This window comes from Aquimarina callyspongiae (assembly GCF_034322225.1).
GTDB lineage: Bacteria > Bacteroidota > Bacteroidia > Flavobacteriales > Flavobacteriaceae > Aquimarina.
Genome location: NZ_JAXLPA010000001.1, coordinates 1,339,842 through 1,359,566, shown reverse-complemented (window position 1 = coordinate 1,359,566; position 19,725 = coordinate 1,339,842). Strand labels below are relative to the sequence as shown.

The 19,725-nt window shown below is 31.9% G+C and carries 18 protein-coding genes; 11 read left to right on the top strand and 7 right to left on the bottom strand.

Going from position 1 to position 19,725, the window contains the following annotated elements:
* Positions 1-125 precede the first annotated feature (125 nt).
* The 3 genes from U0D62_RS05680 (at position 126) to U0D62_RS05670 (ending at position 6,597) form a co-directional block, all read left to right on the top strand.
* Entirely contained in the window at positions 126-3,209 is a 3,084-nt protein-coding gene (locus U0D62_RS05680; protein WP_322194385.1) for a hypothetical protein, read from the top strand.
* Positions 3,210-3,212: 3 nt separating this feature from the next.
* Positions 3,213-4,844 (top strand): SWIM zinc finger family protein, encoded by a 1,632-nt coding sequence (locus U0D62_RS05675; RefSeq protein ID WP_322194384.1) that lies wholly within the window; start codon positions 3,213-3,215, stop codon positions 4,842-4,844.
* A 265-nt stretch (positions 4,845-5,109) separates the two neighbouring features.
* On the top strand, positions 5,110-6,597 hold the full coding sequence (locus U0D62_RS05670) for a reverse transcriptase family protein (protein WP_322194383.1): 1,488 nt from the start codon (positions 5,110-5,112) through the stop codon (positions 6,595-6,597).
* 267 nt (positions 6,598-6,864) lie between these two features.
* Here U0D62_RS05670 and U0D62_RS05665 read toward each other — a convergent pair whose 3' ends face one another.
* Genes U0D62_RS05665 through U0D62_RS05650 form a run of 4 tightly spaced genes read right to left on the bottom strand, consistent with a single transcriptional unit; the run spans position 6,865 to position 8,581 of the window.
* Positions 6,865-7,299 carry an ankyrin repeat domain-containing protein gene (locus U0D62_RS05665; protein ID WP_322194382.1) on the bottom strand — a complete coding sequence of 145 codons (435 nt, stop codon included), beginning with the start codon at positions 7,297-7,299 and terminating at the stop codon, positions 6,865-6,867.
* 33 nt (positions 7,300-7,332) lie between these two features.
* Positions 7,333-7,536, bottom strand: coding sequence for a helix-turn-helix domain-containing protein (locus U0D62_RS05660; RefSeq protein ID WP_322194381.1), 204 nt, complete (start codon positions 7,534-7,536; stop codon positions 7,333-7,335).
* 2 nt (positions 7,537-7,538) lie between these two features.
* Positions 7,539-8,057, bottom strand: coding sequence for a DUF2975 domain-containing protein (locus U0D62_RS05655; RefSeq protein WP_322194380.1), 519 nt, complete (start codon positions 8,055-8,057; stop codon positions 7,539-7,541).
* A gap of 2 nt (positions 8,058-8,059) precedes the next feature.
* The gene (locus tag U0D62_RS05650) at positions 8,060-8,581 is read right to left on the bottom strand and encodes a DUF2975 domain-containing protein (RefSeq protein ID WP_322194379.1); all 522 of its coding nucleotides are present in this window, start codon (positions 8,579-8,581) and stop codon (positions 8,060-8,062) included.
* A 149-nt stretch (positions 8,582-8,730) separates the two neighbouring features.
* Between U0D62_RS05650 and U0D62_RS05645 the strand changes: the two genes are divergently transcribed.
* From U0D62_RS05645 to U0D62_RS05630, 4 genes are all read left to right on the top strand, one after another.
* Positions 8,731-9,891 (top strand): aminotransferase class I/II-fold pyridoxal phosphate-dependent enzyme, encoded by a 1,161-nt coding sequence (locus U0D62_RS05645; RefSeq protein ID WP_322194378.1) that lies wholly within the window; start codon positions 8,731-8,733, stop codon positions 9,889-9,891.
* 11 nt (positions 9,892-9,902) lie between these two features.
* Entirely contained in the window at positions 9,903-10,544 is a 642-nt protein-coding gene (gene bioD / locus U0D62_RS05640; protein WP_322194377.1) for a dethiobiotin synthase, read from the top strand.
* Positions 10,541-11,806: an adenosylmethionine--8-amino-7-oxononanoate transaminase gene (gene bioA, locus U0D62_RS05635; protein ID WP_322194376.1), complete on the top strand. Its 1,266-nt coding sequence runs from the start codon at positions 10,541-10,543 to the stop codon at positions 11,804-11,806. The genes bioD and bioA overlap by 4 nt, the downstream gene beginning before the upstream one ends.
* A 115-nt stretch (positions 11,807-11,921) precedes the next feature.
* A complete protein-coding gene (locus U0D62_RS05630) occupies positions 11,922-12,683 on the top strand; it encodes a hypothetical protein (protein WP_322194375.1) in 762 nt (253 codons plus the stop codon).
* Between the two features lie 60 nt (positions 12,684-12,743).
* Here the strand turns inward: U0D62_RS05630 and U0D62_RS05625 are convergent, their stop codons facing one another.
* The 3 genes from U0D62_RS05625 to U0D62_RS05615 all read right to left on the bottom strand — a co-directional run bounded on the left by U0D62_RS05625 (position 12,744) and on the right by U0D62_RS05615 (position 15,218).
* Positions 12,744-13,766 carry a hypothetical protein gene (locus tag U0D62_RS05625; protein ID WP_322194374.1) on the bottom strand — a complete coding sequence of 341 codons (1,023 nt, stop codon included), beginning with the start codon at positions 13,764-13,766 and terminating at the stop codon, positions 12,744-12,746.
* Positions 13,741-14,190: a cytochrome c oxidase assembly factor Coa1 family protein gene (locus U0D62_RS05620; protein ID WP_322194373.1), complete on the bottom strand. Its 450-nt coding sequence runs from the start codon at positions 14,188-14,190 to the stop codon at positions 13,741-13,743. Before U0D62_RS05620 ends, U0D62_RS05625 begins: the two co-directional genes overlap by 26 nt.
* Positions 14,191-14,258: 68 nt before the next feature.
* Entirely contained in the window at positions 14,259-15,218 is a 960-nt protein-coding gene (locus U0D62_RS05615; RefSeq protein ID WP_322194372.1) for a hypothetical protein, read from the bottom strand.
* A gap of 221 nt (positions 15,219-15,439) precedes the next feature.
* On the opposite strand from U0D62_RS05615, the gene U0D62_RS05610 reads away from it, so the two are divergent.
* The 4 genes from U0D62_RS05610 to bioB all read left to right on the top strand — a co-directional run bounded on the left by U0D62_RS05610 (position 15,440) and on the right by bioB (position 19,708).
* Entirely contained in the window at positions 15,440-16,522 is a 1,083-nt protein-coding gene (locus U0D62_RS05610; protein WP_322194371.1) for a sensor histidine kinase, read from the top strand.
* Complete coding sequence (locus tag U0D62_RS05605) at positions 16,512-17,222, top strand: LytR/AlgR family response regulator transcription factor (RefSeq protein WP_322194370.1); 711 nt, start codon at positions 16,512-16,514, stop codon at positions 17,220-17,222. The genes U0D62_RS05610 and U0D62_RS05605 overlap by 11 nt, the downstream gene beginning before the upstream one ends.
* 111 nt (positions 17,223-17,333) lie before the next feature.
* Complete coding sequence (locus U0D62_RS05600; RefSeq protein ID WP_322194369.1) at positions 17,334-18,512, top strand: beta-ketoacyl synthase N-terminal-like domain-containing protein; 1,179 nt, start codon at positions 17,334-17,336, stop codon at positions 18,510-18,512.
* Positions 18,513-18,607: 95 nt separating this feature from the next.
* A complete protein-coding gene (gene bioB / locus U0D62_RS05595; protein WP_322194368.1) occupies positions 18,608-19,708 on the top strand; it encodes a biotin synthase BioB in 1,101 nt (366 codons plus the stop codon).
* Positions 19,709-19,725 lie beyond the last annotated feature (17 nt).

Sequence of the window (19,725 nt, the reverse complement as noted above, 5' to 3'; positions counted from 1 at the left end):
AAAAACTAAAATAGAATATAAAATACAGACATTCAGATAAAAATAATTTACAATCTAAAAATAATGAAGATTAATTTTGAAATATCATTAAAAAAAGAGATTTTAGTCATTAAATCCAACTCACATTGAAATTACTAAAAAGTAAGTCATTATACTTTAAAGATGCAAAATCAGACAAGGTATATGAAGTAGACCTTTGCGAAGTAGATTCAGAATTATTTATCGTTAATTTTAGGTATGGAAGAAGAGAAAGTACCCTCAGAGAGGGAACAAAAACAGTCTTTCCAGTACCTTATGAAGAGGCAATAATTATATTTGATAAGCTTGTAAAAAGTAAAGAAGATAAAGGATATGCAGAAGAAGGGCAGGAAAATACGCTGATTAAAGAATCTAAAGAGAAAGAAAACGATACAGTAAATACTACACGAAATGAGGTGATTCTTAAATATTTAAAAGATGCAACCTTAGGAAATTATACAAGAGACTGGAAAGTATCAAGAATCATTTGGAGAGCGGGAGTACTTGACCTAAAAGAGTCCTTAGAATTTATACCTCATTTTATATCATCCAAAGATGAATTCGAACAATATGCGGCTATTCGTGTGTTGGCAAAATTTAGGGACACGACTGCAATAGAAAAAGTTTCAAATATTTTTAGTGAAAAAGGATATGCTGATAAAATAGGTAGAGTAGCGGCGGCATATATACTTAAGAGTTCAAATAAGGGAGATCGTTATCAGCAAGAAGTATTTGAAAATGCCAGAAAAGAATTGCCAATAGAAATAGCAAATCATTTAGGGAATAAAAAACAACTTTCTAATGAACTTGTTACCTATTTTTTGCAGGAAAATAACATTAATCCATTAAGTGTTTATTACCTGTATCTTCTCTCCTATCAGGATATCGAATTACGAGATATATTATATACTCTTATAAATCGACTACCTATAAAACTAAATACTTTTAAATCTATTCGATATATTTTCAGAACAGCAGAAGTAACAGACGACCTTATTTTCTATGCTTTAATTTCTAAGCGTATTGCAATTAGTAAACCTGGATATAGTGGATATGGAACTTATGATACAAATTGGAATTGGATATCTGCAGATCAGGAGAAGAAAAAACCTAATCCACGAATAGCCTTCTCAGGAAAAACCAAAGAGTATTTTGGTAACACCACCTATAAAACCATATATAATTTAGGAAAGTTTAATACAGATGGTTATGTAGATTTTGCAAAGGAATTACTATGTAGTTTGGATGATGCTATTGATAAGAGAAATGAAGAAACAAAGTACTTCTATAATTATGATTATGACACAAGACGTTATGAAACGATAAAACAGCATTTTCCTAAATATTGTGATTTTCCAGCATTAATGTATATCCTGTTTGGGAGTTCAGATAGGTTTCATCGTGCCAGAAAGAAATGGTACTATACTGGTGAGGTATCAGATTCTTCTCAATTACCTCGAGAAGAGGCATTACAAGAAGTATGGAATAACAAACCACAAGAAGTATTATATATACTTGCAAATGCTAAAAGTGAAGAGGCGATTCGTTTTTCTTTACGGATCATACAGGATAAGCCAAATTTTCTTGAGGAAATACCGCCTGCCATTTTTAAGAAATTAATAACACATTATGATGAGCGTGTTGTAGATATTGTAATAGATATTTTGGAAAAAAGATATGAAACAGAAAAACCAGAGGAAGAAATACTGTTATCATTACTTATATCCAATAGTAAAAAAGCACAGATATTGGGCTTACAATGGTTGCAAAAATATGAAGCAGCGTATATGTTAACTTCTGATTTTTTAGCAGCATTGCTATTAATTGAGAAACCAGAAGTCACAGTATATATATCCGAATTATATAAGAATAAACTTACTTATGATCTACCATTGCATATTGATCAATTAGCACCATTTCTAGAAATACCCAATACGTATAAATTCGATTTTCTTTTAAAAATAAATGAAATAATAGGACAAACATATTTGGGACAGTTGCTAAAAGATGTATCCAAAGAAAAGATTAAACAATTAGTTAATAGTAGTTCAGTTACCAATAAATTATTCGCAGCAACATTAAGTAGAGTAAATACGATTCCCACTTATGAGTTGTCAAAAGATTATATAGGAGAATATTTGGATGCAGAAGAAGATATATTGAGAAAAGCGGGTATGGAATTGTTATCAATTTTTCCCGATCAATATCTATTAGAACATCATCAACTTATAAGCGGGTACTGTTTTTCTCCGCACCCTGAAGTTCGAGAAGCTATTCAGCCCGCTATAGGAAAATTGGTAAGCTTAGATAAAAAATTTAAACAAGGATTACTGCATAAATTGTTACAAGTACTTACAGAGCAAGAATCCTATGAAGGAGTTCATAAAAGTTGTTATGAGGTATTAATACAATACTATGGGAATGATCTGCAAGAAGTGAATCCTGATGGAATTCTCGTACTGATATTATCTAAATATGAATTTGCGCAAAAATTAGGGACTCCAATATTTCAGAAAAGAATGCATCTTCAGGATTTAACCATGTCACAACTTGTTTTATTGTCGACAAGCGATGTTAAAGTAGTCCGTGATACATTAGAAGTGTATTTCAAAAGTAATCCAGCACGTATTAACTATGAGTTTGAGGAGGCTTTACGAATTTTTAATACCGATTGGAAAGATGCTAGAGAATGGGCTTATGATTTTTTTGACAATCATATAAAAACAGAAACCTGGAACTTGGACACTTTATTATATATATGTGATCATACCAAAGAAGATGTACAGGCATTTGGAAGAAAAATGATAACTACTCGCTTTAGAAAAGAAGATGGATTACAATTATTATTAAAACTACAAGAACATCCTTCTAAGACTATGCAATTCTTTACTACAAATTATTTAAATACCTATGCCAAAGATAGGCCAGAAGTAATTCTAAAGCTAGAAGCTTTTTTCAAAACTACACTGTTTAATATTAATAGGAATAGTGCTGCAAAATCAAGAGTATATGGGTTTCTTGAAAAAGAAGGTGTTAAGGATCAATTAGTAGCCAGGATGGTAATTAGAGTTCTTGATACTGTATTAGCCACTAAAACTGTAAAAGATAGAAGTAAATGTATTGACATCTTGCTTGCGATTAAGGAAGCTTTTCCTGAAATAGAAATTCCATTAACTATAAAAGCTGTTTAAAATATGAAGTTTAGCTATAAATATGGAGGAACAAGCAGCGTACAAAATGGAGTTTCATCAACAGGTGTTGCTTTTGCACCGGATGTACTTAGAGAACCTACATATTTTGTAGGAACTCTAAATAAAAAAATTCCTTTTAGAGAAGCCATTTCTGCATTACATGATGTGGTTGTTGCGGATTTTAAGTTCAAGCCCAAAGATAATACCCAGTATCTGGAATGGTTAAAGAGCCAGGAAGAAGTATGGTTGGCAGAAGCGAATCAAAAGTTAGATAAAACTAATACAGAGATACTCGAATTACAAAGAAAATTAAAAGGATTACGAGAACAGCGAGAAGTAATCACAAAGCCTTTTTATAAAGCGCAACGAAAGTATTTTAAGTACCTCTATACAAGAGATTATGCGGCCTGGTTGGTATTGGATCCTGTGATTACAATACATCCTGATCAGGTATTTTTTGAATGTTTTAGTAAAGATGAATCAGTATATGGTAAGCTATCCTGTGATTATGATGTGTTTACCAATATCAGTGATTTTAAATGTGGAACCACAAATATCGATTACTCAGAAAGTTTATATCAGGAATTTCAAAAAATACGTAGTTATAAAGAAACAGATTTTAAGATAGATCCTGGAGGATTTGATGTAAAGACTACTGGAGAAGAAAACTATAAAGAAGTAAAGATCGATTTACCAGATAGTTGGGTTCGAGGTTTTTTACAAGTAAGTTCTGCAATGACCAGCGAGAAAATATCTTTTGAATTGGAAGCGGCAGATATTGCTAATTTTATTTTTATTTTAAAAAGAAACAAGGAAAAGAAGAGTCCAAGGTCTATTAAGTATATTCTAAAACCAGGACAACCCATTGTAGCTGTTTTTGAACCCTGGAACATTGAAATAGAATGTTCTCGATCCATTTATCAGGGAGAGGTCGAGAGAGAAATACGAGTTTGGGGTCGTAGAAGAATCCAGTTGTTAGAACGTTTACTACCGATTACTGATAAATTTACTGTTCATCTTTTAGGAACAGGAATGCCGTCGTTTTATACAGCACATCTAAACAATGACATGTATTTTACATTGGGACTTTCTGGGTGGACAGCAAATGATTGGACACAGGTTAGTCAATTAGACTTGTTGGCACCTAGAGGACAGGTATCTTCTTCTGCATTGCAAACAGTATATCTTGGACTAAGAAAGAATTGGTTTCGCACAGAAAAAGAATTAGCTACAGACGTAGGAATGAATCTGTCTACTGTAAACAAAGCGTTAACAACATTTACCCAGGCGGGGAAGGTGATCTATGATTTAAAGAATAAGGTATATCGTGCCAGAGAGTTAAAGCGAGAAGGAATTGATATAGATGCGCTTCGTTTTTCTAGTGAGACTGATAAAGAAGCTTATATGATCTCACAACAAGAAGATGGAGTACTCAACATAGAACATAAAGAAAATCAGGAAAAAATTACAATTACAGGAGTTGTGGATAAGGTTTATACTCCTAATGTTAGGGTAGATAAAGACCTTAGGATTGTAGATGGGAATTGTAATTGCTCATACTATTATAATAACAAAATGACAAAAGGTCCTTGTGCTCATATATTAGCACTAAGAATTGCTTTTGAAGAGAAATAAATTATATTTGTAACAGGTAGTGATAAGAGAAAAAACCTTGCATTTTGATTGGTGGATCGCCAATCCTGCATACAGACACTAAACGCGTCACTGGCTCGAACTTAACTTGTGAAATAGGTACTATAGTGCCATTTCCGGTTAGACTTCTGCGAAGTGAAATAGCACTATAGTACCTATTTCACTGGAGTTGTTCAATCCAGTCTTTAGAATTGTACGAAGGGAACAAAAATACATCTTATCGCTGCCTTTTTTTATACCATAAACTATGGCAGATTCTGCAACCAGAAGACAAGAGATTTATGATAAAATAAAAGAGTCGTCAAAAGATCAATATATCCTGGAAGAGATGAAACGTCTCGGATTTTGGAATGAAGGGGAAGTTGATTTTGAAACCGTAAATCAATATTTTAAGGAAGAAAATGAACTGTCGGGAAAATTGCAGAAGTTGCTTCGGGAAAAAAGGTTGATTGAAAACCCTGAAACCTTTCTGGCACAAAAGCATAAAGAACGAAAATTAGCTTCTAAACAAAGTCAAAAAGAAACAAAAGAACGAAGAGAAAAACTCAGACAAGAAAAAGCAGATCGCTGGAAACAATCCAAAGAAAAAGATATCATATTTCTTGGAGAAGGATATTCTCATACTCTTCATCATAAATCTTCTAATCCGAATAGATTAAGACAAGCAAAACTTCCAGTTTTACATAATGCAGAAGATATTGCTAAAGCGATGGGTATTTCTATAGGGCAGCTTCGGTTTTTATCGTTTTCGAGAAAAAATTCAAAAATAAGTCATTATAAAAGATTTAAGATTCCTAAGAAGACAGGAGGGTTTCGACTAATTTCTGCTCCACAACCTAAACTAAAAGAAGCACAACACTGGATTCTGGAAAATGTATTGAATAAAGTTACAGTACATCCAAAAGCACATGGTTGTGTTGTAGGGAGATCCATTAAAACTAATGCGTTACCCCACGTGAGACAAGATGTAGTCATTAATCAAGATTTAAAGAATTTTTTTCCATCTATAGTATACTCAAGAATAAAGGGCGTATTTCAAGCTTTGGGATATTCAAATCAGGTGGCAACAATTTTTGCACTCATATGTTCAGAACCTAAAATAGTAGAAGTATCTGTTCTGGGAGAAAATTATTATGCCCAGCGAGGAGAAAGGTTTTTACCGCAAGGATCTCCTTGTAGTCCGGCAATTACTAATATTCTTTGTAGAAAACTGGATTATCGATTAGATGGATTAGCACGTAAGTATGGTTTCAATTATACCAGATATGTTGATGATCTTACATTTTCTGGAGGAAGGGATCAATATACTCATATCACCAATATACTTAAGTATTCTAATCGTGTAGTAAAGGAAGAAAATTTCACCTTACACCCTGATAAGTTACGGATAATGAAAAAAGGGGTCCGACAAGAAGTGACGGGAGTTGTTGTAAATGAAAAACCAAATATAGATAAGAAATCATTAAAAAGATTTAGGGCATTATTATATCAAATAGAAAAAGATGGTCTGGAAGGGAAGGTATGGACAGGTAAAGCGGATATATTAGCCCAAATACATGGGTATGCTAATTTTATAAACCAGATTGATCCGGAAAAAGGTAAAAAGTATAAAGAACAGGTTGATGTCATTCTGGAGCGTTATAACTATAAAGACAATCATAGAAAGCAATATGTGAAAATTGATATAAAACCAAAAGGATTACTAGGTAGGTTAAGATCGTTTTTTAAAAAATGAGCCAAAGTGTTAAGAAAGTAACAAGGGTTTTACTCGAATAATAGAGTGTTTTGACTTCAGTGTGATAGATAATATGCTATTTAATTTATTCAGATGAATATTTTATTAAGTGTTCTAAAAATGAATATTTGCTTTTAGTATGAGTATCTAAAAAAATTCCTGAAAGACCTAACAGGTTTTTCAGGAATTTGTAGTTTAATCTTGTAAGTATTTAACTGGAATAAAAGCGGTTTAAAGCTTTATGACAAAAAAATGTTTTTTTGATGATTATTGAATAGAAGAGAGGTAATCGATTAATTCTTGTTGTTGGTATTTCTTGGCATAATCAAGTGCCGTACGTCCTCTTTCATTTTTGGCGTTAACTATAGCCCCTTTTTCAATTAATTTTTTGGCAAAATCCAACATTCCATATTTAGAAGCATACATCAAAGGGGATTTTCCTGTACAATTTGTTTCTGTATTGGCTCCTTTGTTTAATAATAAATCAAAACAAGAAGAACTTTTGGTTTTAATAGCTAGAGAAAGTAAACAATATGAAGCTTCTGAACGCTCAAAACAGACGTCAATATTATCTACAGTAATTATTTTTTCTAACTTAGTGACATTGTCGTTTTTAATGGTGGTGTATAGTTCTTTTGTAAGTTCTTGAGAGTACATAAAAGTACAGAAAAACAGACTTAATACTAATGTGATTGATTTCATTTGATTGATTTTTTAATTGTTATAATAAATTGATTAAGGTTGATATTCAATAATATCAGAAGGTTGACATTCTAGTGCTTCACAGATTGCTTCCAGAGTTGAAAAACGTATTGCTTTTGCTTTACCCGATTTGAGTATAGAGAGGTTAGCAGTGGTAATACCTATTTTCTCTGCCAATTCTTTACTCTTCATTTTGCGTTTGGCAAGCATAACGTCAAGATTTATGATTATTGGCATAGTTATATTGTTAATTCGTTTTCTTCTTGTATTGTAAATCCTAATGTAAATATAGCCGCAATGAACCAGGAAAATATCCCCAACCCAATATGCAACAGCCCTGGCACTACATCATCAGGAGTGATACTACTATTAATTATTGCCCCGATAAGGATATAAGCTACAGGCAAAATAAGATTCAATATAGTAAACCGTTTTAAGTACTTTATGGCTTCTTCGGTGAATAGTTTTTCTGCGCCGAAAGTTTTAAAAATTAAAGATAGTGTATAGAAAAAAGAGGCGTAAAAGATCAAGAAACATAAAATTCCTATTAATGTTTTAAGAGAATAATCTCCTTTGATCACAGAATTGGTAAAAGGAATTTTTATCTGGATATCATTGGTCTCAGTAATAATAAAATTATTACTAATTAACGAAATGATTATTAATATCAAAAAGATGCCATATCCTATCGTGATCAACCTTGTACTATAAAATAATATAGTGGATAACGATTTTTTTCCAAACATTTTTAGTTGCATAGTTATATAGTTAATTCGTTTTCAGATTGTATTTCAATACCTCTTTTAAAGATAAATGCTATAATAAATATAATTCCTGCCATAAAAAGGAACTCTGAGTCCCCCCAATCCAGTTTAAAAACAGCACCTTTTTTTAGTAACCGATCACTATATCTATTTGCAAAATATGATAATAAACCTGTCCATAGAGAAATGTAACTAATACGAGAAATAAGATTAGCAATAACTAAGGTAAATGGTCTGTCAAAATCAATTTTTGAAAATATTTTGATTACCAAATAAAATAGATACGTCTTCATTGCTAGTATGGAAATAATTAACGATAAAATCATAGCATAATAAGTGGTAGAAAAAGTATAAAGATTTGATAAATCTAAACCTAAGTATAGATTCTTTATCGCCTCATCATTAACCCAAAACCCCATTGCGCTCGAGAAGAGTATCGCTCCTAACTTTATACATAAGCCAAGGAATATAATCCAGGATATGATTTTCATTGCGCTTAAAACTTGCTTAGTTTTCATAAAAATTATTGTTTTACGATAACAAATATATAAAAATTATTGATAAACGATAATTTCTTATTGAATAAAGATGTTTTTTGTTGTTTTTAAAATCCAATATTGATAGATAAAGATGCTACAAGAGTGTCATTTTATCGTATTTTAGCGCTATGGAAGGTTTCCCTAAAAGACTTCAAAAGAAACTTCTGGATAGAGAAGAAAACAATGCATTACGTAAGCTACCGAAGCAAAATAATTTGGTAGATTTTGCATCAAATGATTATTTAGGTTTTGCTAGCTCTGAGAAAATCTTTGGTGATACACATCAGCTTTTGAGTGAAAAAAGAATCTATAAAAACGGAGCTACTGGATCTCGACTACTTTCAGGAAATCATAGTTTATATAGAGAAACTGAAATCATGTTAGCTCAATTCCATAATGCAGAAGCGGCATTAATCTTTAATTCTGGATATGATGCGAATATAGGTTTCTTCTCCTCTGTGCCACAAAAAGGAGATATCATTTTCTATGACGCGCTTATTCATGCATCTATTAGAGATGGCGTTATGATGAGTAATGCAAAATCCTATAAGTTTCAACATAATAACTTAGAAGATTTAAAGAAAAGACTTCGGCAGCATATGGATCAATTAGATTCTACAACACATAAAGAGGTATATGTTGTTACAGAATCTGTATTCTCAATGGATGGAGACACACCTGATCTAAAAGCATTTATTTCTTTTTGTAAAGAAAATAACTGTCGTTTGATTATCGATGAAGCACATGCAACAGGAGTGTTTGGTGATAAAGGAGTTGGGTTGCTTCAAGAGTTAGGTATAGAAGATAAGGCTTTTGCCAGGATCAATACGTTTGGTAAAGCAATGGGTTGTCACGGAGCGGTTGTTCTTTGTTCTGAACAATTAAAAAACTACCTGGTTAATTTTGCTAGAAGCTTTATTTATACAACTGGATTGCCTCCACATTCATTAGCGGCTATTCAAATAGTTTATAAGCAGTTAGCGAATGCATTTGAAATAAAACAACTTCGTGAAAACATAGATTTCTTTAACCAGCAATTGGAGGTAAAAAAACTAAAACAGTTATTTATAACAAGTAATTCTGCTATACATTGTTGTGTTATTTCTGGAAACGAAAATGTTAAAAAAATAGCATTAGCTATTCAGAATAAAGGTTTTGATGTAAAACCAATTCTTTCTCCAACAGTTCCCCAAGGAAAAGAACGATTACGATTTTGTTTGCATAGCTATAATACTACTGATGAAATAGCAGAAATTTTGACACTGTTAACTACCTTTGTGCAGAATTAAAAAAAGGGATTATGTCAAGTAAATCCAAGGCACCTGGAAAAACAATATTTGTAACCGGAATTGGAACCGAGGTTGGAAAAACAATAGCTTCTGCCATTGTAGTAGAAGCGTTAAAGGCTGATTATTTTAAACCTGTACAAGCAGGAGACCTGGAGTATTCTGATACAGATAAAGTAAAAGAACTGATTTCGAATCCAGAATCAAATTTTCATCCTAATGCCTACGCATTACAAACTCCGATGAGTCCTCATGCAGCAGCAGAAATTGATGAGATTACAATAGATTTAGAATCGATTAAAGTTCCTGAAACCAATAATGATATAGTTGTAGAAGGAGCAGGAGGATTATTAGTTCCATTAAATGACAAAGAAACTATTTTAGATATCATAAAACCTTCATATAAAGTAGTTGTGGTTTCAAGACATTATTTGGGGAGTATAAATCATACATTGATGACTATACAGGTTTTAAAGGAAAAAGGTTTTAAACCTGCTATAATTTTTAATGGAGAAGAGCATCAAACTACAGAAGCTATCATCAAGAAAATGACTGGAGTTGAGGTAATCGGAAGAATTGAAAACGAACCTTATTTTGATAAAATGGTTGTACAAGAATACGCAACATTATTTAGAGATCGATTAAAAGCATTATGACATTACGAGAAAGAGATAAAAAGCATCTGTGGCATCCACTAACTCAGCATAAAATTCATCCAGAAGCATTACCTATTACAAAAGCTGAAGGAGCATTGTTGTATGATGATCAAGGAAAAACATATATCGATGGAATTGCTTCGTGGTATACCGCAATGTATGGGCATTGTAATCCATATATTTTAGAAAAGGTTAAAAAACAAATGCATAATCTGGATCAAATAGTATTTGCGGGGTTTACTCACGAACCTGCTATCCAGCTTTCTGAAGAGTTAATTACCATATTACCTGATAATCAAGAGAAGATTTTCTTTTCTGACAATGGTTCTACAGCAAATGAGGTAGGTATTAAAATGGCATTACAATATCATTTTAATCACGGAAATAAACGGAATACGATCATTGCTTTTGAAGATGGATTTCACGGAGACACCTTTGGAGCAATGTCTACTTCGGGATTATCAGTATATAATGGTCCTTTTGAGGACTTTTTTATTGATGTAAAAAGAATTCCTACTCCTAATGCTGATAATATTGACGCGGTATTAAAGCAATTACATGAAATTATAGATAACAATGCAGTTGCAGCTTTTATATATGAACCATTAGTTCAAGGAGCTAATGCGATGCATATGTTTGAAGCCAAACACCTGGATCAGATCTTGAAGATATGTAAAGATAATAGGGTTATTACTATTGCAGATGAGGTGATGACAGGTTTTGGTAAAACAGGAAGTTTGTTTGCTTCGGATTATATGGATATTAAGCCAGATATTATCTCTATGTCTAAAGCACTTACAGCTGGATTTGTACCAATGGCTATAACGAGTTGTACACAAGAAATCTATAATGCGTTTTTAGATGATTCTGTAGGTAAAGCCTTTTTTCATGCACATACATATTCTGCTAATCCAATTGCTTGTTCTGTGGCAATAGCAGGAATAGAATTACTCAAGTCAGAAAGTATTCAAAACAATATTGAGAGAATAATTAACTCTCACAAAAAATTTGATGCTCAAATAAAAACACATCCTAAAGTAAAAACAACAAGACAAAAAGGAGTAATCTTTGCTTTAAACCTTAACATCGATATGGATCGATATGGAAAAAAGAGATATGAGATTTTTGATCATTTTATGAAGAAAGGGGTTTTTCTTAGGCCTTTAGGAAGTACAATTTATATTTTGGCACCTTATGTGATTACAGAAGAACAAATGAATATGATTTATAGTTCTATTGTTGAACTTCTTGACCACTTATAGGTTGTAAGCTTCTATTAATCTAATATTTTTTAAGTTTTAAGGTAACATTTTCTTGGGATAAGACATTACATAAGTAATCGAAAGAAAACTTTAACCCAAGAAACCAAAAAATAGAATGAAAAAACTTTTATGCTTACCTGTTGTATTTACCTTTTTAATGACCAGTTGTGATAGTGATTCAGTAACTGATGAATTTAATAATTCAAATGGCGATACAGCAAAAAAACTAATCGAAAGAATAGAGTTTGAATCTGCCCAAATCGAAGAGCAGGATTATGATCTAACGGTCGAATACGATAGTAATAATAGAGTGATTAGTGCTTCTAATGGTATTGATACTGGAGTGTTAGTTTATGAAAATGATGAATTAGCTACTGTAACAGGAGGAGAAGAACCATTTAGTATTAGTGAGTTATACCAAGACCCATACGATGCTTTTGAAAAAGGAGAAGTTTTAGAATACGATCAAAGTGGTAATCCAATTTCTATAAGTGTCTTAGAGTATGACTACGAATATATTAATGGAGAGTTTGTAGAAACTGTTGAAGAATATATAGCTACTATATCATATGATGCAACACCAAACCCTTATTTCTATACTTTTGAGGCAGCGGGATTGATTGAAGTCATGGATAGAGTACAATTAAATTTTAGTATGATGCCTCAAGCACCAGAAATTATAAGAGCTCGAGCATTATTTCCTGTAAACAATCCTAAATCCATCGTATATAGAGATGAGAATAATGAAGTAGTAGGAGAAGTAAAAATGGATTATGTGTATGATGCTGAGAACTATCCTACAAGTGCAACTTTTACGGTAGAAACAGAAGGAGATCCAACATCTGTATATTCTGCTAAGTATTTTTACAAGATGTAATCATTCAGAAAGTATATGTTAAGAAAGGGGTTACAATTGTAACCCCTTTCTTATGCATTGTTATTTTATAAGTTCGATTTGATGTTCTACAAAGGACTTAAACTCTTCTTTATTATCAATAAATAAAGCAAGTTGTTTATATGTTTTCTTTATTCCATAAAGTCCGTTAAGTGTATTTTCTTCTTTTAAAGTAATGATCGTGTTATGACTCTCGAGATCTCCCAGAGGTGATAATTTTCTGGTTTCTGCTGTAAGTTCTATATCTTTTGAAGACAATTCTATAGATTGAATAGCGCTTATGTCAATAGTTGTTTCGCTTAAAATGCCATATCTTAAATAGAGTTTTTCATTCTCAATAGAAATAGGTCTTTTAGTAATTGATTTTAAAAAACCAAGAATCTGAATACCAGAATAAATACTTAATCCAGAAGCAATCCAGGCAGCAATTATACTCCATTTGGCAAGTAAAATATGTAATACATACGTTTCGATGCCTATGATACCAATAAGAGCAATAAATAGCCCTATCGTGCCACTGTTTTTATGATAGGTAAACTCATTTTTGGTAGTGATTCTTTTTTTCCAGGATATAAAACCATAATAGAAAACAGCGAGTTCCATTGCAAGAAGTGTGGCAATTCTTTTTGGTAAAATCTCTTTACACGTATTTTGTAAGGCAGTAAAAAAATCAGCTTGTTGATTAGAGTGGTTTTTATATAATTTTAGAGTTTGCCTAACTTTATAAAATATAAAAGTAGCTACTCCAATTTCAACTAAAGGAAACACCCAAGTCTTAACCCAATTTAATAACGATTGATTTTCTTTTGGGATAATAAAAGATGTAATAATAATTCCTAAAACAAAAAGAGGTACAATCGTGGTTTTAGGAATTTTTTTCTTCCTAATCAATAAAAAATAAACCAATGGTGCCGTGAACAGTAAATCTATAGTGATGCCAATTGATAAAGTATTGGGATTTGTGGCAAATATTTTTGATTGTGTAATCAAAATCATAGATGCAATAATTAGTAATGGGATTCCAAATACTAATAAATTGCTACTCGTTCTCGTTATTGTATTCATTTTTCTCATAACCTAAAAGATCTATTTGCTCATCAGTTTCCTTAATAATCACATACATTTCAGAATAATCCCATTCATCATTTTGTTTAGTTCCTACAACGTAAACCTTAGCTTTTCCTTCTGGACCTTTTATAGGGATAGAAATATTTGCTTTACCGGTATTATTTTTAAAAGAAAGCTCTCCTTGCATAATACCATCGGTTTCTATAGGCTCGCCTAGTAATTCAATAATATAATCGTCTTGTTGTGCTTTTGCTAATCCTTCATTATAAGGGTCAGATCCTGTCATAAGTTCGCTTACTCCAAAGATCACTGATCCGAGAAAAACAAAAAATAGGATAATAATAGTAAGACAACCACCAACAGGGACTGCCCAACCCCAGTTTCTGGCAAACCAACTTTTTTTTGGTGTTTGATTTTCCATGTTATAGTATATGTTTTTAGTTACTCTATAGGTATGTTTTTTAAGGATTTTGTTACACTATAAATGGTTTATTCATAAAGATATACTCCGGCATCATTTCCCATTTTTCTTTGGTTATGCCCAACCCCAGCTATAATCTTTAATGACCAGTTAAATTTATAACCTAGTTCTTTTGCTTTTGCCTTAGCAGTTTTAAAAAAGAACTTTGCTCTGGCTAATCTATGTAGTCCTTGTTTGTCTACTGTTTTTGAACGAAGTAAAATTCCTCCCTTTTCATTTTCGTTGTCAAGCTCACCTACATAAATAGTAAGTTTTTTAGAGAACGATTTTTTTAAATTCTTATCAGAAAGATGTGTGTTTTTAATGCCAAAAGGAAATCCAGTTTCAAAATCTGTAAGAGTATAAGATCCCGAGTTTGCAGCTATGATTCTATTGGCTTTCGATTTGGGATGAAAAATTACAAAACGATGTAAAATTTGTCCTCCTGCAGAATGTCCAAAAATATCATACCGTTTTTGAGAAGATTTTAAATGCTTTACTGCAATATCAAATAACCGATCAAAATCATTATAAATCCATTGAGAAGCATCAGAATTAACTTTTATAGATACTTTGTCTTCATCAAGAAAAACTTGATTAGAGTTTTTGATAAACTTGATGTTCTCTCTGGTGTTTAAAACAGAAACAATCCCTCCAAGGTGATAATCTTCATATGGATAATTCTTCTCAGAATAACTAGGAGATAATATTAATATGTTATGTTTTTCGGCTTCTTCAATCCAACTATCTCTATAGCTATCACCATTTCTTCCAGATCCGGGAATTACAATTAAGATTTTAGATTTTTTAGTAAACTTTTTGGGTTTGTAATAGTGTACAACGATCTCTTTTTCTTCATGACCCAAACCACCTTCAAGAGTAAATGTGCCAGTTCCTTCATTGATATTGATGTCATTCTGTTGACAATATGAAAAATTAAATAATGCTGAAAGAAATACCAGAGCGGTAAATAATGCTAAGCGTATCATAGTTGTTATGAATTTTAAGTTTACGTCAAATGTTGAAATTTTAAAATGTATTATTTTGTAACATCGACTAAGAGCTTGTCTCAGCATTCAGATATATTAGGAGAATGGATAAAATATGTTTGTCATTAAAATTATATAATTCGGGAGTTTTTATTGAAGATTCGTCGATATCAGAAAATGACTAGTTGTTATTGATTATTTTAGTTATCTAAAGTTTTGGGATGTTGAATAAAATAGAAGAAATAACAGAACGTATTCAAAATACAAATTGGTTAAAACATTTACTGTTTTGGAGTTTGGTGGTTCTTAGTTTTATATCCAGAGATAGGATACTTGATCTGCGTTCTTTCTATACTTCTTTTGTTAGGCAATTATGTCTATTAATACCTCAAATGGCAGCATCATATTTTTTGGGCTATTATTGGGTTTCCAAATATATTTTGACCAAGCGAAAAATAATATATAAGCTACTATTAATAACCACTATTTATTTAACCTGTGTTTTAGGGAGAGTTTTAATCGTTTATGTTTCTGAAGGTCTAACCAGAACACCTCCATTTAGACAAGAATCTCTGATTGAAATTATGTTGAATTGGAGAAAACTGATGCTAGAGTATTTTCCTTCAATTTATATTGTGGTCTTGGGTTTTCTCTTTCTTAAATTTTTTGTTCATTTTACTAATGCCAAACAAAACGAATTGAAAATCAGTAAAGAAAAAGTAGAATCAGAACTCAATGTATTGAAAGCACAATTAAACCCTCATTTTTTGTTTAATACGTTAAATAATATCTATGTTTTAGCTATAGAAAACTCTCCAAAAACAGCATATTCTATAGAAAGGTTGTCTGAAATATTGGATTATGTTCTATATCGCTGCACGGATAAGTATACATCTTTATACAATGAAATAAGAATGCTAGAAAGCTATATAGAGTTGGAGAAGTTGAGATATGATGATCGATTACAGGTGATTTTCAATAAAGATGTTTGTAGTGATATTAAAATTGCACCACTCATATTGCTTTCTTTTGTAGAAAATGCTTTTAAGCACGGTGCCGGAGAAGATAGTGGATCTCCTAAAATTGATATTTCGATAAATTACGATGGTAGTTTTTTTAAATTTATGATTTCTAATACTATACAACAAGCTAGAAGTGATTTAGATAGAAAAAAAATAGGATTAATTAATGTTAAAAAGCAGTTAGATTTATTGTATCCAAATCTATATGTTTTAGAAATTGATAGTAATAGAGAAGATTTGTTTTTGGTTAATTTAAGAATTGAGATTTTAGATGAAAACTAGGTGTTTACTTGTTGATGATGAACCATTGGCTATACGATTATTAGAAAATCATATTTCAAAAATTGATTCTTTTGATATTGTGGCTACATGCAATAATGCCATACAGGCATTGGAGGTTTTAAAAACTAAAGAAGTTGATCTGTTATTTTTGGATATAAAAATGCCTAATATTACCGGGTTAGATTTTTTAAAGACTATAAAAAATCCACCCAAAACAATTATTACTACAGCATATAGAGAATATGCGCTAGAAGGTTATGACCTGGATATTTTGGATTACCTATTAAAACCAATCACTTTTGAACGATTTTTCAGAGCTGTAGAGAGATTTTTAAGAAATAGTAAAACGGTTACATCTGATCTCAGTTTTCCAGTAGAAAAATTAGAAAACTATATCCGTGTTAAATCAGGAAATAAATATCATAAGGTAAATACTGATGATATTATATATATAGAAAGTTTAAAAGATTATATTAAAGTACATACTCTTACTAAACAGATACAAACTAAATTTAAAATTAGTGATATAGAAAAAGAACTAAATAGTGTTCAGTTTTTGAGAGTTCATAGGTCGTATATTGTTAATTTACAAAAGATTACGGCATATACTCAAAGTGATATAGAATTGAGTGCTATTGAAATACCAATAGGAGTTAGTTATAAAGAGAAAGTGTATAGTTATTTAGAAATTAAGAAGTAGAAATGGTTTAATCTGGGTTCAGATATTTATATATTATTTTCTTTTATGTATTATAATCCAAACTGTTGAACAAACCAGAACAAACCCCTACATTTGCTGAAAAATTAAGCATTGCAAAACCCTGTATCAATAACTGGTATTTCTTCTATATCACCGTTAGGAAGTAGTTCTGGCGAGATTTGGAAATCATATAAAGAATCTTCTCACAAAATTACTTTTGAAGATTTTGGTGATAATGTAGCACCTATAGCCAGGTTAAATGTAGCTTCAAAAAATAATGTTGAAATACTCAAAAAAGAAAACTCGCAGTACGCACAATTAGATGATTCTGTATTGTTTGCTATTTTGGTAGCAAGAGAAGCGATAAAGGAAGCTAATTGGTTAGGAGATTTTAATTTTGGAATTAATATAGGTTCTTCTAGAGGAGCAACAAGTCTTTTTGAAAAATATCATAAAGAGTTTTTACAGACAAATAAGTCTTCTACTCTAAGTTCGCCAACGACAACATTAGGTAACCTTTCTTCCTGGATAGCACAGGATTTAAAGTGTAAAGGTCCAGAAATTAGTCATTCTATCACTTGTTCGACTGCTTTACATGCAGTTCTTAACGGTATAGCCTGGATTCAATCTGGTTTAAGTGATAAATTTATGGTTGGCGGTAGTGAAGCTCCACTAACACCTTTTACGATTGCTCAAATGAAAGCGTTAAAAATTTATGCTTCTGATGATCAATCAAAAACATACCCTTGTCAGGCAATGAACCTGAGTAAAACTAAAAATTCTATGTTTCTTGGAGAAGGCGCTGCTGTGGCTTGCCTTGAAAATGGAGTTAAAGATAATGCTCAAGCATTAATAACTGGTATCGGTTATGCTACCGAATCTTTAAAACATAATATTTCAATATCAACAGAAGCAGATTGTTTTCAGGATTCTATGAAGAAAGCATTATCTAATACACCTCTTGAAGAGGTAGATGCTATAGTATTACATGCTCCGGGTACTGTAAAAGGTGATTTGGCAGAGTATAATTCTATAAAAGCAGTATTTGGGGATCAAGTACCGGCCTTGACAACGAATAAATGGAAGATTGGTCATACCTTTGGCTCCAGTGGTATATTAAGCCTTGAATTAGCTATTTTGATGATGAAACACCAGGAATTTATACCAGTTCCTTTTTTAGAAGAAAAGATCAAACCCAAGAAACTAAATAAAATTATCGTTAATGCGGTTGGATTTGGAGGAAATGCAGTTAGTATTTTGCTCGAAAGACCAGAAACATTAACAAATTAAGAAATTAATTGTTATTAAAAACAGTGAATTTGATATTTGTAAGTTGTGTTATTTGATTATAAACAATTATTTTTGAAGATTCACATACCTTATTTATGAGCGTTATAAGACACGATTGGACAAAGCAGGAAATATTAGATATTTATAATAAACCTATGATGGAGTTGCTATACGAAGCAGCAACAATTCATCGTCAATACCACGACCCTAATACGGTTCAGGTTTCTACATTATTATCAATAAAAACAGGAGGTTGTCCTGAGGATTGTGGGTATTGTCCGCAAGCCGCACGATATCATACCGATGTTGAAGGAAACGATTTGATGAGTGTTCGACAGGTTAAAGCACAAGCATTAAGAGCTAAAGCATCAGGAAGTTCCAGAGTATGTATGGGAGCAGCTTGGAGAAATGTAAAAGATGGTCAGGAATTTGATGATGTTCTTGAAATGGTGCGAACTATCAATAAACTGGATATGGAGGTTTGTTGTACATTAGGAATGATTACAGAAAATCAGGCGCAACGACTTGCAGAAGCAGGGTTGTATGCTTATAATCATAATTTAGATACTTCTGAAGAATATTATAAAGAGGTTATATCTACCAGAGGGTATGAAGATCGATTAAAAACAATCGATAATGTAAGAAAGACCAACGTTACCGTATGTAGTGGAGGTATTATAGGGATGGGAGAAGAGGCAGAAGATCGTGCAGGCATGTTAGTTGCATTATCTACGTTAGATCCTCAACCAGAATCAGTGCCTATCAATGCATTAGTTGCTGTAGATGGTACACCTATGGAAGATGAGAAACCTGTAGAGATTTGGGAAATGATTCGTATGGTGGCAACTACCAGAATTGTTATGCCGCAAACTCAAGTGAGATTATCAGCAGGAAGAACTCAGATGAGTAGAGAAGGGCAAGCCATGTGTTTCTTTGCAGGAGCAAATTCGATTTTTGCTGGAGATAAGCTTTTAACAACTCCTAACCCAGATGTAAATGAGGATATGGAAATGTTTAAAATGTTAGGGTTGAATCCTCAAAAACCTTTTGTTAAGAAAGCACAGCCAGAAACTACAGAAGCTCAGGATTCTAAATTTCAAACTCTGGGAGAAAAACCAAAATGGTCAAGACCTGATCACAAGATTGACAGAAATGAAGTGGCTAAACAAAAAGCAAAAGAAATTACTCATAAATAGAAGAGAGGTTTTATAAA

Excerpts from the sequence above, each read along its gene's own strand:
- U0D62_RS05675 (WP_322194384.1), top strand. The coding sequence starts at position 3,213 with ATGAAGTTTAGCTATAAATATGGAGGAACAAGCAGCGTACAAAATGGA.
- U0D62_RS05670 (WP_322194383.1), top strand. The coding sequence starts at position 5,110 with ATGGCAGATTCTGCAACCAGAAGACAAGAGATTTATGATAAAATAAAA.
- U0D62_RS05665 (WP_322194382.1), bottom strand. The coding sequence starts at position 7,299 with ATGAAATCAATCACATTAGTATTAAGTCTGTTTTTCTGTACTTTTATG.
- U0D62_RS05660 (WP_322194381.1), bottom strand. The coding sequence starts at position 7,536 with ATGCCAATAATCATAAATCTTGACGTTATGCTTGCCAAACGCAAAATG.
- U0D62_RS05655 (WP_322194380.1), bottom strand. The coding sequence starts at position 8,057 with ATGCAACTAAAAATGTTTGGAAAAAAATCGTTATCCACTATATTATTT.
- U0D62_RS05650 (WP_322194379.1), bottom strand. The coding sequence starts at position 8,581 with ATGAAAACTAAGCAAGTTTTAAGCGCAATGAAAATCATATCCTGGATT.
- U0D62_RS05645 (WP_322194378.1), top strand. The coding sequence starts at position 8,731 with ATGGAAGGTTTCCCTAAAAGACTTCAAAAGAAACTTCTGGATAGAGAA.
- bioD (WP_322194377.1), top strand. The coding sequence starts at position 9,903 with ATGTCAAGTAAATCCAAGGCACCTGGAAAAACAATATTTGTAACCGGA.
- bioA (WP_322194376.1), top strand. The coding sequence starts at position 10,541 with ATGACATTACGAGAAAGAGATAAAAAGCATCTGTGGCATCCACTAACT.
- U0D62_RS05630 (WP_322194375.1), top strand. The coding sequence starts at position 11,922 with ATGAAAAAACTTTTATGCTTACCTGTTGTATTTACCTTTTTAATGACC.
- U0D62_RS05625 (WP_322194374.1), bottom strand. The coding sequence starts at position 13,766 with ATGAATACAATAACGAGAACGAGTAGCAATTTATTAGTATTTGGAATC.
- U0D62_RS05620 (WP_322194373.1), bottom strand. The coding sequence starts at position 14,190 with ATGGAAAATCAAACACCAAAAAAAAGTTGGTTTGCCAGAAACTGGGGT.
- U0D62_RS05615 (WP_322194372.1), bottom strand. The coding sequence starts at position 15,218 with ATGATACGCTTAGCATTATTTACCGCTCTGGTATTTCTTTCAGCATTA.
- U0D62_RS05610 (WP_322194371.1), top strand. The coding sequence starts at position 15,440 with ATGTTGAATAAAATAGAAGAAATAACAGAACGTATTCAAAATACAAAT.
- U0D62_RS05605 (WP_322194370.1), top strand. The coding sequence starts at position 16,512 with ATGAAAACTAGGTGTTTACTTGTTGATGATGAACCATTGGCTATACGA.
- bioB (WP_322194368.1), top strand. The coding sequence starts at position 18,608 with ATGAGCGTTATAAGACACGATTGGACAAAGCAGGAAATATTAGATATT.